12 protein-coding genes and 1 pseudogene are annotated in these 17727 nt (G+C 47.2%); 5 read left to right on the top strand and 8 right to left on the bottom strand.

The window, feature by feature from the left end; translation table 11 throughout:
- Nucleotides 1–49: 49 nt before the first annotated feature.
- The 3 genes and pseudogenes from HMPREF3144_RS04170 to HMPREF3144_RS04160 all read right to left on the bottom strand — a co-directional run bounded on the left by HMPREF3144_RS04170 (nucleotide 50) and on the right by HMPREF3144_RS04160 (nucleotide 4832).
- Nucleotides 50–873 (bottom strand): annotated as a pseudogene (locus tag HMPREF3144_RS04170) (SAM-dependent methyltransferase).
- Between the two features lie 12 nt (nucleotides 874–885).
- Nucleotides 886–2247: an oxygen-independent coproporphyrinogen III oxidase gene (gene hemN, locus HMPREF3144_RS04165; RefSeq protein WP_070476584.1), complete on the bottom strand. Its 1362-nt coding sequence runs from the start codon at nucleotides 2245–2247 to the stop codon at nucleotides 886–888.
- A 14-nt stretch (nucleotides 2248–2261) separates the two neighbouring features.
- Complete coding sequence (locus HMPREF3144_RS04160) at nucleotides 2262–4832, bottom strand: DNA topoisomerase III (RefSeq protein ID WP_070476581.1); 2571 nt, start codon at nucleotides 4830–4832, stop codon at nucleotides 2262–2264.
- A gap of 301 nt (nucleotides 4833–5133) precedes the next feature.
- Here HMPREF3144_RS04160 and HMPREF3144_RS04155 point away from each other — a divergent pair, with 301 nt between their 5' ends.
- Nucleotides 5134–7794, top strand: a complete 2661-nt coding sequence (locus HMPREF3144_RS04155) for a GDYXXLXY domain-containing protein (protein ID WP_070476579.1) — start codon at nucleotides 5134–5136, stop codon at nucleotides 7792–7794.
- A gap of 153 nt (nucleotides 7795–7947) precedes the next feature.
- Here HMPREF3144_RS04155 and HMPREF3144_RS04150 read toward each other — a convergent pair whose 3' ends face one another.
- A complete protein-coding gene (locus HMPREF3144_RS04150; RefSeq protein WP_018026662.1) occupies nucleotides 7948–8415 on the bottom strand; it encodes a Smg family protein in 468 nt (155 codons plus the stop codon).
- A gap of 239 nt (nucleotides 8416–8654) precedes the next feature.
- On the opposite strand from HMPREF3144_RS04150, the gene HMPREF3144_RS04145 reads away from it, so the two are divergent.
- From HMPREF3144_RS04145 to HMPREF3144_RS04135, 3 genes are all read left to right on the top strand, one after another.
- A complete protein-coding gene (locus tag HMPREF3144_RS04145; protein ID WP_070476577.1) occupies nucleotides 8655–9842 on the top strand; it encodes an acetylornithine transaminase in 1188 nt (395 codons plus the stop codon).
- A 193-nt stretch (nucleotides 9843–10035) separates the two neighbouring features.
- Nucleotides 10036–11511 carry a catalase gene (locus HMPREF3144_RS04140; RefSeq protein WP_070476586.1) on the top strand — a complete coding sequence of 492 codons (1476 nt, stop codon included), beginning with the start codon at nucleotides 10036–10038 and terminating at the stop codon, nucleotides 11509–11511.
- 98 nt (nucleotides 11512–11609) lie between these two features.
- Nucleotides 11610–12059, top strand: a complete 450-nt coding sequence (locus tag HMPREF3144_RS04135) for a universal stress protein (protein WP_070476575.1) — start codon at nucleotides 11610–11612, stop codon at nucleotides 12057–12059.
- Nucleotides 12060–12128: 69 nt separating this feature from the next.
- Here HMPREF3144_RS04135 and HMPREF3144_RS04130 read toward each other — a convergent pair whose 3' ends face one another.
- The 4 genes from HMPREF3144_RS04130 to HMPREF3144_RS04115 form a co-directional block, all read right to left on the bottom strand.
- A complete protein-coding gene (locus HMPREF3144_RS04130) occupies nucleotides 12129–12683 on the bottom strand; it encodes a cysteine hydrolase family protein (RefSeq protein WP_018026666.1) in 555 nt (184 codons plus the stop codon).
- Complete coding sequence (locus HMPREF3144_RS04125) at nucleotides 12680–14206, bottom strand: bifunctional aminoglycoside phosphotransferase/ATP-binding protein (protein ID WP_070476573.1); 1527 nt, start codon at nucleotides 14204–14206, stop codon at nucleotides 12680–12682. The genes HMPREF3144_RS04130 and HMPREF3144_RS04125 overlap by 4 nt, the downstream gene beginning before the upstream one ends.
- A gap of 2 nt (nucleotides 14207–14208) precedes the next feature.
- Nucleotides 14209–14745 carry a phosphate-starvation-inducible protein PsiE gene (locus tag HMPREF3144_RS04120; RefSeq protein WP_204369822.1) on the bottom strand — a complete coding sequence of 179 codons (537 nt, stop codon included), beginning with the start codon at nucleotides 14743–14745 and terminating at the stop codon, nucleotides 14209–14211.
- Nucleotides 14746–14877: 132 nt separating this feature from the next.
- Nucleotides 14878–17103: a heavy metal translocating P-type ATPase gene (locus HMPREF3144_RS04115; protein WP_070476571.1), complete on the bottom strand. Its 2226-nt coding sequence runs from the start codon at nucleotides 17101–17103 to the stop codon at nucleotides 14878–14880.
- A 90-nt stretch (nucleotides 17104–17193) separates the two neighbouring features.
- Here HMPREF3144_RS04115 and cadR point away from each other — a divergent pair, with 90 nt between their 5' ends.
- Entirely contained in the window at nucleotides 17194–17595 is a 402-nt protein-coding gene (gene cadR / locus HMPREF3144_RS04110; RefSeq protein ID WP_070469497.1) for a Cd(II)/Pb(II)-responsive transcriptional regulator, read from the top strand.
- Nucleotides 17596–17727: the final 132 nt, after the last annotated feature.

Below are 17727 nucleotides of genomic sequence, written 5' to 3'. Positions count from 1 at the left end.
CGGTATTTAACTGCTTTTATGCAAAAGTCTCACAGCGTGAATGAGCGGTTTAATACGCAAAGCGCTCGCGCATTTCTTCTAAGCCGAATTCCTTGAGAATTTCCAATTGACGCTCACGTGCGCTGTTTTTGTACTTGGCTACTTTACGTGCCACAATCAACTCGTTTTCATGGAATGTTCCCAACCCACTAATTCAGTGACGGTGACCTGATAGCCGCGCGCCTCTAATTGGAGACAGCGAAGTACATTCGTGAGGTGGCTGCCAAACTCCCGAGTATGAATGGGATGGCGCCAAATTTCAGCAAGGCTGTTGTGCTTGATAGCCTTGTTTTTGTGTTGGCGTAGATGCGCCGCAACCTCTGCTTGGCAGCATGGGACTAGGACGATGTATTTGGATTGGCGTTCTAAGGCAAAGCGAATCGCATCATCCGTAGCGGTATCACAGGCGTGCAATGCCGTTGTTATATCTACCTTGGCGGGAATATCGGTAGAGTGCATGGCCTCTTCAACACGCATTGCTTTAAAACTCATGCCATCCGAAAAGCCGAGCTTGTTCGCTAATTCCTCAGAGCTTTTTACCAACTGCTCTCTGAATTCAATCCCATACACATGCGCTTCCGGATGATTTTTTAGCAGCAGATCATAAAGAATAAAACCCAAATACGATTTACCGGCGCCGTGATCCACTAAGATCAATTGCTTTTGCTCTTCTAACACTTTGAGCATCAAAGGTTCGATAAAGTGATAGAAATGGTACACCTGTTTGAGCTTGCGACGGCTATCTTGATTGATTTTGCCGTCGCGGGTTAAGATGTGCAGAGCTTTGAGTAGCTCAAGGGATTGTTGCGGCTTAATTTCCGGGATTAAACTCATGACGCAACTCGACTAAACGGTCATTGAGAAAATGCGGGTTTCCGGCTTATCTCTTAACATTCTGAGATCGAAACTCATGCAGATATTACGGGCGAAGGTACGACCTTTTTCAGTGATTTTAAGTCCCGTATCACTAATTTCTAATAAACCATCTTGCGCCATTTCTTGGAGACGTTCAAGGGTGTCAGGTAACTCCTTAAATTGCTCTTCCGGTTTTTCCCAAGAAGTTTCTAATAAGCACATCAGGTTTAGAATATGGCGCCGAATAATCAAATCCTCTTGATTCAGAATATGGCCGCGCATCAGCGGAATTTCATTTTGCGCCAAACGCTCATAGTAGGCCTCAAGATCCTTTTCATTTTGTGCAAAGCCGTACCAGGTGTCACTGATGCTAGACATGCCGAGACCAATCATTACTTGGGTAGAGGAAGAACTGTAGCCCATAAAATTGCGGTGAATGGTTTTGTTCACCATGGATTGATACAGGGTGTCAGTGGGTAGTGAGAAGTGATCCATGCCTACTTCTACGTAACCCAATTCCTCCAGTAGCGCTTTGCCATTTTCATAGAGGGCGCGCTTTTCCTCGCCGGATGGGAGATCATTTTCATCAAAGCCACGTTGACCTACCCCTTTAATCCAAGGGACATGCGCGTAGGAGTAAAAGGCCAAACGGTCGGGTTTAAGTTCTAAGGTGCGGCGAATGGTGCGCTCCATACCCGCCCAGTTTTGAAAAGGTAGGCCGAAGACTAAATCATGGCTGATGCTGTTATAGCCGATTCGACGTGCCGCATTGGTGACGTTTAACACATTTTCAAAGGGTTGCACACGATTAATCGCAATTTGTACCTTTTCGGCATAGTCCTGCACGCCAAAGCTGCAACGACGGAAGCCGAGTTTATATAAACCCTCAAGATGCTCTAAGCGGGTATTATTTGGATGCCCCTCAAAGCTGAAGGTGTGCTCTTCGGCAATATTAGAGGTACTAAAAATATGCTGTAATAGGCGCTCTAACTCTGTCATTGCAAAGAAGGTTGGGGTGCCGCCCCCTAAGTGAATTTCACTAATTAGCGGCTTGTCTTGCAGTAGCTCCAGATAAAGATTCCATTCTTTAATGACGGCATCAATATAGGGGGCTTCAACGGAATGCTTTTTGGTAATGCGTTTATGACAGGCACAGAAGGTACAGAGACTTTCACAAAAAGGCAGGTGAATATACAGGCTAATGCCTTGTTTGGCATTGGACTCCTTGAAACTGCGTTTTAAAGTCTCTAAATAGGCCGCGGCACTAAAGCTACTATTGTCCCAATAGGGAACGGTCGGGTAACTGGTGTAACGTGGTCCCGGGATATTGTATTTGTGAATTAATTCTTTCATCGTTAGCGTAATTTTTAACTTGATGCTTTTTTCTTAGCGGCAGCCTTTTTGGCGGTGCTCTTCTTCGCTGCGGTTTTTTTGGCGGCCGTTTTCTTGGCAGCCGTTTTCTTACTGGCTTTTTTAGCTGCCGTTTTTTGTTCAAACTCAAAGCCGACCTTGCCTGCGGCATCTAATACTAGATAGGCCTTAAACTTGCGATTATTGCGATTGGAGACAAAGTTTTCCAGCAAATCCGTTTTTTTATTGCTCAATAGTTTATGCATCTGTTCATGCGAAATTTCCTGCTGAAGAATCACTTTCCCAGAGCGGAAATCACAGCTTTTTTCCTTGCCGCTAGCCTTTTCACAGAGATAAGCCATGCCCGTATCAAAGACTTTAGCATGGCATTTAGGACAATCGCCTACGGCAACTAAATTGCTCGTGTCAAGCTCCTCTGTATTGTCGTCCTTGTCTTGACCGAAGTCGAACTCCAGTTTTTTCTCATCCCCTGTTAAGCGGATAATGGCACTGAAAGGTCGTCCCATTTTGCTGATAAAGCCGCTCAAAGGCCCTAACACATGCTCTGACAGCAGTGTTTCAACCTCATCGGGCTCAAAGGTGCGACCGCCGGGATGCTTAGTAATAGAAAAATCACAATGCGTGCATGCGTAACGTCGATAATTCTCCTTGACCACATGGCCACACACTGGGCAAGGTGTGTGAAGCGTGACGTAATCGCCAGGGATAGTGTCGTGCTCGTACTCTTTGGCGCGGCTCACCATGGTTTCTGTACTGCGCACAATATCCTGCATAAAGGCTTGCGGTTCCAGTTGCTTGGCTTCGATTTGTTTGAGCTTATATTCCCACTCACCGGTGAGCTCAGGTGAGGTGAGCTCTTTGACATTTAAGCCTGATAATAAGGTCATGAGTTGGCGAGCTTTAGCCGTTGGCACCAATTCACGACCTTCACGGCGTAAATACTGCTCGTTTAATAGACCCTCGATAATGGCTGCGCGAGTGGCTGGTGTGCCTAAGCCACGCTCTGACATGGCCTCACGTAATTCATCATCATCCACTAAGCGACCAGCACCCTCCATCGCGCTCAAAAGCGTCGCCTCTGTATAACGCGCAGGCGGTTTGGTGGCTAAAGCCTCAGGTTGTACCTCAGCGGTATGAACCGTTTCACCTTCGGTAACCGGTACCAGATTATCCTCTTGTCCTTGAGCTTCACGGCCGTAAATCTCCAACCAGCCGGGTTTAACCAAGACCTTACCCTCGGTTTTAAAGTGATGTGCCTCTACCTTGGTGATACGTGTGGTAACACGATACTCAGCCGCAGGAAAAAAGACCGCCATAAAGCGTTTGACCACTAAATCGTAAATTTTAAACTCAGCTTCGCTTAATTCCTTAGGCATTTGTAGGGTCGGAATAATGGCGAAGTGATCGCTCACCTTTGTGTTGTCGAAAATACGTTTATTGCTTTTAATCCATTGTTCAGCGAGAATTTTTGCAGCATGTGCTTGATGCCCCTGATTGGCATTGGCGCTGCTCTGGCTGATAAGATGGATGGTGTCTTTGGCGTTTTGCAGATAATCCTGGGGCAAGTAGCGAGAATCGGTACGCGGATAGGTTAGTACCTTATGGCGCTCATACAGCGTCTGCGCTAGCGCCAGGGTGGTTTTGGCAGTAAAGCCGAACTTAGCGTTGGCCTCACGTTGTAAAGATGTGAGGTCGAATAAGGCAGGGGATAGCTGTCTGGAGGGTTTGGACTCTTCAGAAACAATACCCGGCTTGCCCTGACAGGCGGTGACAATGGTTTGAGCTGCTGCCGCAGACCAAAGACGATACTCTCTTTTTTCGGGGTCCGCCGGATCCTTTTTAAACTCAGGATCAAACCAGCGCCCACGATAGGTACCCTCGGCCGCATCAAAGTGGCCGTACACCTCCCAATAATCCCGACTTTGGAATTGACGAATACTTTCTTCACGTTCAAAGACAATGGCTAAGGTCGGTGTTTGTACACGGCCGATGGGGGTCTTAAAAAAGCCGCCGTCTTTACTATTAAATGCGGTCATGGCACGGGTACCATTAATACCGATCAACCAGTCCGCCTCGGCGCGCGAGCGTGCGGCTGCCTCTAAGCCTTTCATGCTCTCATCATCGCGCATATTATCAAAGGCATCGATAATGGCTTGCTTTGTCATGGATTGCAACCATAAGCGCTGCACCGGCTTGTCGCTTTTAGCAAACTGCATGATATAGCGGAAAATCAATTCACCTTCACGTCCCGCATCACAGGCGTTAATAATACGATCCACGTCCTTTCGTTTAATCAGTTTAAGCAACATCTTTAAGCGCGTCTCACTGCGCTTATCAATGGGCTTTAATTCGAAATGCTTTTTAGGAATGGCTGGTAGATTATTAAAAGACCACTTACCGCGCACCACATCGTCAGGATTAATTAAGGTTAAGAGATGACCTACACTGGAAGACAGCACGTAATCATCACTTTCAAAATAGTCGCCATGACGTGAAAAGCCGCCTAAAGCACGAGAAATATCCAGAGCGACAGAAGGTTTTTCCGCGATAATAAGTGTTTTTGACATAGAACTGATTTTAAACGACCTATATTTAATAGTAAAAATTGTAAATAGATAATTGAGTGCAGTTTTACATTTAATTAAGGCTTTGGCAAGTACTTTGCTATTAAATTAAAGTAAAAGCCTGCCGCTGCGATATAAAAAGCGGTGACACTAGGGTGTGTCAATCTGTTTTAATCCAACTTGATGCAAGTCGGCTTTAGCTGTTGCTAGATAGGTGGACAAATTTGTCCTACTTTAGTTCAAACGGAGGTTTTGAGCTCTGTACAATAAATTAGATTGTTGCGTTTGATGGGGTTGATAGTTCATGGTGAGTTTTTTTCGTCTTAGCTCAAAGCAGTTTTTAGCACTGCTGTGCATGAGTTTATCCTTAGTTTTATTAGCGAGCGGTGCTGTTACTTGGGTTGCGGTCAATTGGGAGAGTATCAGCCCGACGGTTAAACTTGTCACGGTACAAGCGGTTCTGCTGTTGATAGGGGCCGTGTTATTGTTGTTGCGCTTGCGCTTTGGGGCGGAGCAATTAGTGGCTGCGGCCGGTATGCAGTGGCTTTATCAGGGCTTGGCTTTTCTGGGGGCGGTAGTTTCCGGGGCGCTGATTGCCTTAGTAGGACAGATTTATCAGACCGGTGCCGATACTTGGCAGACCTTTGGCTTGTGGTTTTTATTAATCCTACCTTGGTTGGCCTTTGCACCCGGCATTTTTATTGCTGCCTTGGCCGCCGTCGTGGCCAATACTGCCGCTTTTTTATTTTTATATAATAATCAGTTCGGCGTACCGTTTGAGCTTAGTGCCTTTGTATTGGCTTTTTTAAATGCCGCGGTATTTGTCTATTTAGAGGAAAAGCGCAGTCAGCAGGAGCCGCTTTGGGCTGTCCTCAGTATGAGCTTATTGATCTGCGCTATTGTGATTTTTGCCATGGCTAGAGCCGCTGAGTTTGCCGGCGTGACCGGTTTATATTTATTGATAGCGGCGGTCTTACTTTTAATCTACAACAAGCTGAGATTTTCGCTGTTACGGCTAAATGTACTGGCCCTGGCGGTGGCGGCGTGTGCCTTTAGTGCTGTTGTGCTTGAGCGAACCGTGTTTGGCGATGTCTTCGATGCGGATATTGTCAGTGTTTTGTACATGCTCGTGGCGATTTGGGTTATGGCTGCAGTGGCGGCAATTGCTTTATGGCAACAGAGAATTATCACTAAAAAGGGCGCTAGTCGGCGCCGAGCTTTAGGTGGTGATTTACCTCTTGCCTTTACGGTGTTTTTAGCCATCAGCAGCTTTTTAGTGGCTGCCTTTATTTATCTGATCCTGTTGTTCACGGGCTTGCCAGTTAAAATGACCATGTCGCCGCAGGCAGACATTGTGGCGTTACTCGCTTTAGGTGGCGCCTATGCCATGCTATATCGCATCAGCAACAAACGGCATCAACAATTTTTTGCCTTGGTGCTTTATCAGATTGCATGCTTCGTTGCCTTTGTCAATAATCACGAATTTTTTATACGGGATTCAGTTGCTCGCCCCTTGTTCGTACAGCTTCTGACGGTTGTGGGGCTAGTGATTAGCGTACTAATTTATCGTCGACGTACTGAGGCGGTGCTTCGTTTTATTAGTAGCTTGGGCTTTTTTGTCTTTTTTGGTGGGCTGCGTTTTCTTCCCTTTTTGTCTTTTGCGAATGAGCCCTACTTCTTAGTGATTTGTTTTATTGGGCTGATTTATTTTTCTTTTAAGTCCTCGTCCGAGTTGCGCTTGCCATTGATCACGGCCTTTGCCTTGTGGGGCATTATCGTCGTGTTAAGTAACTACTATTTTTATTTTATTTCGTATCAAGGTCAGGACCTGTTAATTGATTTCAAAAATATCCTCCTGGCATTTCTTTATCCTTTACGCTTGTATTGGTCCACTGAGGGCTTCCCGGGCGCACAGCTTGTCTTTGCCAGTCTACTGTATTGGTCGCTTGCCATGTTGGTGTCCTTGACGCCCTTATGGGCCTTATGGCAGTTATTAAAAAATGACAGTCCAAGGGCTAAAGCGATGACCGTGTTAACCGGTCTGTTAGTGGCATGGTTATGGTTTGGGCGCTTGGATGTGGTGGCACCGCTCGCCTTTATTGTGCTGGCCTATTACAAAAGAAGTGTGGCGCTCTATTGCTTAGCGCTGGTACTTGCGCTTATCGCCCTAGCTGGCTTTTATTTTTCTCTGCTGATGCCCTTGGAGCATAAGGTTTATTTGCTGCTATTAAGTGGTGCCTTATTTTTATTGCCGACCGTTCTATCGGCTCGCTGGCTTAGCCTTGGTGATGAGGTAGAGGATCGTGAATCTACGGTCTTGGCAAGTAGTGCTGAGGCTACATCTGTTGAGGCTGCGCTGTTTACTCGTCGACGCTTTTATGGCTTATTAGCTGTGGCCATACTATGCCCCATAGCGCTTTGCCAATGGCAGGTGATGAATTATGAGGCGGTGACAGAGCGGGGGCGCCATGTCTTACTCCGATTGGCGCCTTTGGATCCACGTTCGTTGATGCAAGGCGATTATATGCGTTTAAACTATGAGGTGACGGGAATCGTAGATGCAGCATTGAAGGCATTACACAAAAATGAGTATCAAGCGACTGCCAACACGCAGCTATCTGAGCGCTTATTAGCACCATTACAAGAGATTAAAAGTGTGCGTATTTTAGCTGAGTTTGAGTTAATTGACGGTGTGGCTGAGCGTTTAATCGCCTTCTATGCACCGTCTGAACTCAAGGATTTGCCAAAAACAGAGGATAGGGTGTATTTACCCTTTATACGTAAACGGCCTTATCGCATCGATAGTGGTACTGAGCCGGCGTTTAGTACAGAGTACTTTTTCCATGAGTCTAGAGCGAGCGATTTTGCGGCGGCAAGATTTGCCGAAGTGGCTGCCAATAACGGTCGTGTGATGCTCAAAAACTTATTGGATATGGATAGGCGGGTGATCAGGCCGCGCCCTTAATTTAAGCGTATAAACACGACGGCATCATCTTTGCGAAGGCTTATGCTAGGCACAGATAAATTGCCATAAACAAAAGCCTCGCTAGCTGTTAATCAGTAGCGAGGCAGATAGGTTGAGAGAGGGGCGCTAAGCCAAGAAAGCTAAGATGGTAAATTAATGGCTTAATTTATCCTCATGTTGACGCACCAAGAACTCCTCTAGTAGTGCATGGTGCACCTCTAGCTCCTGACTCCACATCACCATCAGGGCGAGAATCTTAAACTCTGATAAATCAAGTGTGCTTTGGGGCGCATCTAAGGCACAGTTAAGAATCGCTTCACGCATGGAGGGTGTCAAGGCACCAGAACTCTCTAAGGAAGAGAGGAAATGGATGCCCTCAATGCCGAGTTTATACAACTCATAGGAGCCATAGACGCGTGTGGCCTTATCGCTAAAGGCGATCTGCGTTTCCTCTTTTAGGCTTTCGGTAATAACCGCTAAACGGTGCAACCAACTCATGGCATCATGAATATCTTCATGCTCAAAGCCGGCAGCAGCCAAGTCCCTGAATAAATCCTCCGGCTGGGGACAGGAAGCGGGCGTATAGTAGTTTTCATATACATAAACTAAGACGTCATACATGATAAACCTTCTCGTTGAAAAATAAGCATGAAGCGCTATCTAAGCGATGATTTTACAATGAAATCAGACTGTTAATACCTTATCCCTACGGATCTTAATGGAATAAGAAATATTCTAGGCGTTTTTCTGCGTTTGTCTTGGCAGAAGGGCTAAAAAACCACAATTTTGCGCAGTATTAAGGGCATAATAAACTATTCACAGGAATTCATACGATTATTTTTATTAAGGATTAGGGTTTTATGAGTTTAGCCGACACCAATTATTTAATGGACATTACCACCCGTCCAGATTTGATTTTTAAAAAGGGCGAGGGCTCTTGGTTAGAGGATCAACATGGCAAACGTTATTTAGATATGTTGCAGGGGTGGGCGGTAAACTGCTTAGGCCATAATCCACAGCCGATTATTGAGGCCTTAACTACCCAAAGTCATTTATTAATCAATCCCTCACCGGCTTTTTATAATCAGCCAATGATTGATTTAGCCAAACGCTTATGCAGCGCGTCTTGTTTTGATCAGGTGTTTTTTGCTAATAGTGGTGCCGAGGCCAATGAAGGCGCCATTAAATTGGCACGTAAGTGGGGGCAAAAGCATCGTCAGGGCGCTTATAAAATCATCAGCTTTGAGCATGCCTTTCACGGTCGTACCTTGGCCACCATGTCCTTATCTGGTAAGGCTGGTTGGGATAAGCTCTTTGCGCCACAGGTGGATGGTTTCCCTAAGGCGAAGTATAACGATATTGATTCCGTTAAGGCCTTGATTGATGAGCAAACCGTTGCCGTGATGCTGGAGCCAGTGCAGGGTGAGGGTGGGGTGATTCCCGCAAGTCGCGAGTTTATGCAGCAATTGCGTCAGCTGACCGAGGAAAGCGGTATTTTACTGATTGTCGATGAGGTACAAACCGGGATGGGTCGATGTGGCAGTCTATTTGCCTATCAGCTAGCCGAGATAGAACCGGATATCATGACCTTGGGTAAAGGCATTGGGGGCGGGGTGCCGTTATCCGCCTTATTGGCCAAAGCCTCCGTTTCTGTGTTTGAGCATGGCGATCAGGGCGGTACATATAATGGCAATCCGTTGATGACCGCCGTGGGTGTGGCGGTCTTTGATATCTTGATGGCGGATGGCTTTATGGATAGTGTGCGTGAGCGTGCGCAGCAGTTGTCTGAGGGACTGCTTAAGCTTTCTGATAAGTGGGGCTTTAAGGGGGAGCGCGGTGAGGGCCTATTGCGAGCGCTGGTCTTGGATGGTGAGTATGCTCCTGCGATTGTTGAACAGGCCCGTAACCGTTCGCCTGAGGGCTTGTTGTTAAACGCACCACGAGCGAATTTATTGCGTTTTATGCCGGCATTAAATATCAGTAAAGAGGATTTGGATTTCTGCTTAGTGTGCCTGGATGAGTTAATTGCTCAAGTACGTAGCGCCTAATCGAGTGAGAAAAGTTATGGTTTGGCGATAGTTTAAAGCTGTTAACTTTCTAGTTGCGATAGCTTTTTGTTATCGAAATGAGTGATATTTAACATTGGCTTAATTGCACTTTAGTTTGTACTATAAAAGGGTAGGTCATTTAGTATGTGCATGACCTACCCTTTTGATTTTAAGACAAATTATGGAGCCAGTGATGACTAATCATTCTGATAAAAAGTTAGGCCAAGCAACTCATGTGAATGGTTCGCCGGCTAGTAGTGACCGCAATTCTCTAACGGTAGGTTCAAACGGTCCAATCGTCCTACACGATCATCATTTAGTTGATACATTAGCGCATTTTAATCGTGAAAAAACCGTTGAGCGTCAACCCCATGCCAAAGGGTCCGGTGCGTTTGGGGTATTTGAAACTACTCACGATGTGAGTGCCTATACTAAAGCAGCGCTGTTTCAACAAGGTGTTCAAACTGAGATGCTAGCGCGCTTTTCAACCGTTGCTGGTGAGCAGGGGAGCCCGGATACATGGCGAGATGTTCGAGGCTTTTCTTTAAAATTCTATACCACTGAGGGTAACTACGATTTAGTCGGTAATAACACGCCGGTTTTCTTTGTGCGTGACCCGATGAAATTTCCGCATTTTATTCGTAGCCAAAAGCGTTTGCCAGATTCAGGCTTACGAGACAATCATATGCAGTGGGATTTCTGGACCACACACCCAGAAACTGCTCACCAAGTGACTTACTTGATGGGGCCTCGTGGTTTACCTAAAAGCTGGCGTCATATGAATGGTTACGGTTCACATACCTATATGTGGGTTAATGCCAAAGGCGAACGCTTCTGGGTCAAGTATCACTTCCATACCTGTCAGGGTGAGGAAAATTATTCTAATGCAGAAGCCACCGAGATGAGTGGTAAGGATGCGGATTCGCATCGTCGAGATTTATTTGAGGCGATTCAGCGTGGTGATTACCCGTCTTGGCTTTTGTCAGTACAAATTATGCCTTATGAGGAGGCAAGAAGTTATCGCTTCAACCCGTTTGATTTGACCAAAACCTGGTCACACAAAGACTACCCATTAATTCCAGTGGGTCGCATGACCTTGAATCGTAACCCTGAGAATTTCTTTGCACAAATTGAGCAAGCTGCTTTCTCACCATCGAATTTAGTCCCAGGCATTGGTTTATCACCCGATAAAATGCTGTTAGGTCGTGTCTTTGCTTATCCAGATGCACAACGTCGTCGAATTGGTACAAACTTTCATCAACTGCCGGTCAATCAACCGAAAGTGCCGACGAATACCTACCTGTTTGATGGCAATATGAGCTATCAACATAGTGGCAATCAGCCGACGTATTTAAGTGATACCGCGGGCCGTCCTTATGCCGATCATACGGGTCCGATTGAGGATGGTTGGGAGTCTGATGGTGATTTAGTACGTCAAGCCTACTCCTTATACCCTGAAGATGACGACTTTGGTCAAGCTGGTACCTTGCTGCGGGAAGTCTTTAATGATGAAGAACGTACTCAGTTTGTAGAAACGATAGTTGGTGCAATTCAAGGCGTACGTAGCCCGGTATTAGAGCGAGTTTTTGAATACTGGAAAAACGTCGATCAGGAAGTTGGTCAACGCATTGAAGAAGCGTATAAGAAATCGCCTAGTGCAGTTAAATAAGTGCTAAAGCTCTGAGTTGTGTTGTTGCGCCATGTATAATTGAGATATAGAGCGATTATCGCAGTGCCATCAATGCATTCAAGTTAAGGAGGTGATATATGATCAATAGGATATTGGTAGCAATTGACGGTTCCAAGAACTCGCATGCTGCGTTACGTTGGGCCATCCAAATGCTGTCTGGTAATGACAAGGCAGAAATTGTGGTGGTGAATGCGCAGCCGAGTTTTAGGACGATTCACTCTAAACGCATGTTCTCTCAAAAAGATATTGAAGAATATCAGGAGCTACTATTTGAAGACTGCGTGGCCGAGTGTAAGACCATCTTGGATGAGCATGCGATCCCGTATACCCTTGAGCTATTGGTAGGTGATCCGAAGCAATGTATTATTGAGCGTATCCGTAGCAGTCAGGAGACGGACAGCCCGATTGAGATGGTGGTGATGGGTTCGCGTGGTCTGGGTCCGATTCGTGCGGCCTTGGGTGGTGTGAGCTATGGTGTGATTCAAGCAGGCATCTGCCCGGTCACTATTATCCCTCAATCAGAGTAGACTGAATTAAGTCTAGCCTTATGTAAAAGCAGAGTGAGTTCATCATCACTCTGCTTTTTACATAGCAGATTACTTACGAATCACCTTGGCACCCAAGGCAGACTCAAAGTGATTTAGCGCCCACTCATGACCTGCTTGGTTAAAGCTGGCGACGCAGCTTTCGGGTACGTGAATCGTGTAGCCTAGATTATAGGCATCCACTGCCGTGTGGATAATGCATATATCGGTACAAACGCCGGCGAGATAAATATCCTTGATGTCACGCTCGCGTAGCTTTTGATCTAAGTTTGTGCCGGCAAAGGCGGAATAGCGGGTCTTATAGTAAAAATGCACATTGTTCCGCGTTTTTACCTGCTCGTAGTAATCCTGAATTGCACCATAGAGCTGTTGACCGGGGCTAGCGTGTAGATTGTGCGGTGGGAATAGCTTGGATTCCGGGTGATACTGATCGCCTTCAAAATGATCGTCCATGGCAATCACTAAGTAGTCGCCATTGTCTACAAATTCCTGACAGTAGCTTAAAATATCCTGCTCCAGCGCCTGACCTGGCTGACCGGTGGTTAAAGCGCCCTGGTCGGCGATAAAGTCATAGGAATAGTCAATTAGAATAAAGGCTTTTTTCATCGTACCTCCTTTTGTTGTAACTTGATTAAGGCTAAGGCTTGTTCACCCAGGGTCTGCGTGCTTTGTTGGCTAATCAGTTGGTGCCAATGAATCTCACCCAGGTCGAGCTTGAGCTGCATCGTAACCACATCGACGGTTGCGTCAGAGGGGTCGTTGCTGCGCTTGGCAACGCGCTGTATTAGCTCTGGAGCCGGTGCTAGCAGCCAGATTCCGGTAAAGGGAGTCGTAGCCCGGATGGCGCAATCTTCAATGGCATTGCGCTCCGCCACTTTAGCAAATACGCCATCGGCGATCACACTATAACCGCTTACTAGGGTAGCGCTGCTAAGCTCACGCTGCCGGTGATAAACTCGTGCTGAATGCGCTGCGGTGTAGCTTTCAGCAGGCAGCCTAGCTTCGGCTTTAATACCAAAGAGCTTTTTGCGTATACGATCAGTAGACAACACCCTAGCGCCCGGTGCCGTGCCAATAAAGGGAGCGATGGCGGCTGCCAGCGTGGATTTGCCGCTGCCGCTTAAACCACCGATAGCGATGAGCTGTGGGCTAGTACCTTGCAGTAAGTTAAAGGCTAAATCTAAAAATTGCTCGGCTTGTTGACGATATTTGGCCGCCTCTGTGTCATTGCTTGTGTTGGCTGCTTGAATCGCTAGTACCATGGCGCGAATTGAGGCGCGCAGACTCATGAATAAGGGTAAGAGCACCAACCCCTCCGTTTCGTCCTGTGCATCAAGATAGCGATTCATCAAGAAATTGGCTAAGTCATATTGCTGATAATGCCATAAATCCATTAATAAAAAGGCCACGTCATAGAGTATATCGGTGGTGGCCATGGACTCATTAAATTCCAAGCAATCAAAGGGTGTGGGTTGATCCTGCCAGAGGCAGATATTATTCAAATGCAAATCACCATGACAGCGACGTACCTTGCCGGTCGCTGCGCGTTGGTCGAGTAACTCAGCATGTCGCGCCGTATCCTGTAATAGTGCTTGATTGAGTTCGCTCATGCGTTGATGCCCCAAGCTCTGATTGACCAGCGACTCGGAGCGGCGATTCAGCTCAATGACCGCACGTAAACGTTGCGCCCCCTGGGGATCATTGGCGATCGTTGCCTGCTGATGAAAGGTAGCAAGCGTGTCGGCCAATTTATTCATCATGCCTTGATTAAGTTGCTGTTGCTCGGCTAGCTTACTTAAGAGCAAGCGTGAATCAAAGCGTCGCATCTTTAATACTGCGTCCACTGGCTCAGTGCCATTATCCTCAAAGCTTAGCTGCCCCTCGCTGCTACGGTAGATAGGCAGCACTTCAAGATATAAGTCCGTTGCCGTGCGGCGATTCAGTCTAAGCTCATCCTGACAGGAAAGCAGTCGCTGTCGGCTTTGACTAAAATCCACAAAGGGCAGCGTTAAGGCCTTTTTCAACTTATAAGCATAGTGCTCATCGAGAAAAATCATGGAAATATGGGTCTCGATCACGGTGGGCGCCATCGCTTTTAAAAAGCGGATGGTTGCTTGCTGTTCATTCATTGTTAATATCGCTCATCTTCGATGCCCTCGTGCGCCTCGTCACTGATGCGTGTCGCCTTAGAGCTATGGCGGATGGATGGGTAGCGCGAGGAGCCGATACGTACAATTAGGACTGCCACCGCCAGGAGTAGGATCGCAGCTGAGATATAAACCACGCCCATATTAGGATCGTTGTGGTGAGAAATATCTGAAATCATCATCCGAGTCAGCGCAGTAATGGCAACATAAATTAAAAAGCGCACCGGCATATGATTGGTTTTAAAGTAAATTCCCACCATCGCACCCAGCTCCAAGTAAATAAATAGGAGCAAGATATCATCCACCGTGATGTGCTTTTGCGCCAAAATCTCAAGGGCGGTGAGGGTGCCGGCATAGACCGTGATAGCACCAATCACAAATAGTGCTAAGTAGTGAAAGGCTTCAACCAGCAGGTTGCCGATTGATTCAACACGCGCATGCATTTGATCGCGTAACATCAGCGCTTTGCGACTAGTTTTGTCACCGGTTGCGGTTTTTTGATTGCTAGGAATGGGCTTCAATGATTGGCTCCTTGCCTATGGGTTTGAGTAGCGATTATCCATCGCTTTGAGTATATATCAGGCGCTTAGTCCGTGGGGTGGCCTCGTGGGATATTGTTAGCGAAGCTCACGCCGACCTCACCCCAAGTGCCTTTAAAGAGGATGGCGCAATAAACGTAAGCCATTTAAAACCACGAGCAAACTAGCGCCCATATCGGCAAACACCGCCATCCACATCGTGCCATAGCCGAGTAGCGTCAGGACTAAAAAGACTGCCTTAAGCCCCAAAGCAAAGCTAATATTTTGCAGCAAAATCCGGTGGGTGCTGCGAGAAAGGCGAATTAAGGCGGGGATTTTACGCAAGTCATCGTCCATCAGTGCTACATCTGCCGTTTCCAGTGCAGCATCCGAGCCAATGCTGCCCATCGCGATACCGATATCAGCCCGCGCCAAGGAGGGGGCGTCATTAATCCCGTCACCAACCATCGCCACCCGGTTATGGGCAGATAACTCATGAATAATTTGTAGCTTATCTTCAGGTAGTAGATTGCCTTTTGCCTGATCAATCGCGACTTCCTTAGCAATATAATTAACCGCTAATTGGTTATCCCCACTCAACATCATGGTGTTGATACCCATCTGATGTAGTTCCTTAATTGCTTCGCGACTACTGGCTTTGACGCTATCGGCCATCACAAAAAGCGCTAACACCTCGCTATCGTTACAAAGCAGGGTGGTGTTCTTACCTTGGGCTTCAAAAATGGCTAATTGCTGCTCTAGGGCCTCGCTACACACGCCCAGCTCGTGGATTAAGCGATGACTGCCTAAATAATAGCTGTTACCCTCAATCAGAGCTTTTGTGCCGCGACCAGGCAGGGCTTCAAATGAGGTCACGTTTAGCTTGTCGTCTGCGCTACTTAAGGCGTTGGCAAGTGCTTGTGAAATGGGATGGTCAGAGCGTGCAGCAATGGTGGCGGCGATGCGGCGTATGGTTGTTTGTCGTTCCGCATCAAAAATCAGTGCTTCGTTAAGACTCGGTTTACCCTCAGTGATGGTGCCGGTTTTATCAAAGGTTAAATAATTCAGTAAGCGACTAGTTTCTAAGTAACTACCGCCTTTGATTAAAATACCGTGGCGTGCAGCAGTGGCCAGTGCGCTGACGATTGAAACCGGGGTTGATATCACCAGTGCGCATGGGCAAGCGATGACTAGCATGACTAAGGCTTTATAAATCCACGCTGACCATTGACCGTCAACAAGCAGCGGTGGCAGGAGCGCAATACCAAGTGCTAGTACTAAAATAGCCGGCGTATAAATAGCGGCAAAGCGATCGATAAAACGTTGGGTTGGTGCTTTGGCCTGTTGCGCCTCTTCAACGCGCTGAATAATGCGCGCTAAGGTACTGTTGTCGGCGGTGGCAGTGACCTGGTAGTCAAAGGCGCCGTTAAGGTTAATGGTGCCGGCATAGACTGGGTCGCCGATGCTTTTATCCACCGGCTGACTTTCACCGCTGATGGGTGCTTGATTTACGCTGGAAAAGCCGCTGATAATTTCACCGTCCAAGGGGATTTGTTGACCCGGGGCGATACGCACGGTGCTGCCGATAGGCACCTCATGGGCAGGTAGATGTTGCCAGCTGCCGTCCGCTTGTAGCACGAGGGCCTTGTCTGGTGCTAGCTCCATCAAATGGCTAATCGCACGTCGGGCACGGTCAAGCGAGCGCGCCTCAATCACTTCGGCTAGGCTAAATAAAACCATCACCATCGCCGCCTCTGGCCATTCGCCAATTAAGAGCGCGCCGGTGACGGCAATACTCATTAAGGCATTAATATTTAAATTGCCAGTACGTAGTGCGGTCCAGCCCTTTTTATAGGTGTGTAGGCCGCCAATGGCGATGGCACTGAGGGCAAATGCTGCGGTCAGCCATTGGGGCCAAGCGGCAAGATAACTGATCTCTGCAAGCAGGGCAATCAAGGCAGCGATCACTAAGGGCCACCAGGGACGATGGCTTATCACTACCTCGCTGCCACGGCTGCTCTCCGCAGTGAGTACCTCCGGCTCAAAGCCCAGACTGCGAATGCCTTCAAGAATATCGTCAAGTGTGCCAGCGCGATGGCTGACGGTCAGGATGCGTTGAATCAAATTAAAATTTAGTTGTAACACATCGGCTTTGTTTTCAAACAGGCGTCGAATCATTGCCTCTTCGGTGGGGCAATCCATTTGCTGAATGCGAATTTGCGTACGTTCGGCGTTTTTGATGGCGCCGGAAGTTGCTGTGGTCGCACTTGCTGAGGCCGTTGACGCTTCAGCATGTTGCTCATGACAAGCGCAACAGTTGTGGTGGCTTGATTGGTGATTTTGTTCCTTTAAACTATCCATGTTATCAATCCTTGTCCTTGACGAACTGATTAGGTTTATACTTATTAGATACCCTGTAGTAACTACAGGGTCAAGCACGAGGGAGTAGGCATGAAAATCGGTGAGTTATCTAAATTAGCTAATTGCCCAGTAGAGACGATTCGTTATTATGAGCGAGAGGGCTTGTTGCCCGAGGCGCCACGGAATTTGCATAATAATTACCGTGAATATCAGCAAAAGCATTTGGAGCGATTGATCTTTATCCGTCGCTGTCGCACCTTGGAAATGTCACAAGATGAAATACGTAAACTCTTGGTTGCTCGGGTAGAACCAAATGCAAGTTGCGCCTCGGTTAATGCCTTAATTGATAGGCATTTAGTTGATGTCAATCAGCGCATCAAGGAGTTAGCAGCCTTAGCCGAGGAGCTAGCGCATATACGTAGTCAATGCGGAGAGGCTAGGGCAGCTCGAGATTGTGGGATTTTGCATGAGTTGGAGCGGCTTGACTTTTGATGCGAGGGCGCAAGGTGCCATTAGTCGCATTAACATTTGCTTGCTAAAAAGGGCTTTTTAAAACCAGCACTCTCCTTAAAATGAAATCAAATCAGAGCAATTGAGACCTTTGCAATAACCCCTCAAACTTCC

This window comes from Oligella sp. HMSC05A10, assembly GCF_001808335.1.
Classification (GTDB): Bacteria; Pseudomonadota; Gammaproteobacteria; order Burkholderiales; family Burkholderiaceae_B; genus Oligella; species Oligella urethralis.
The sequence above is the reverse complement of the archived record's forward strand: the minus strand, read 5'-3'. Positions and strand labels throughout refer to the sequence as shown.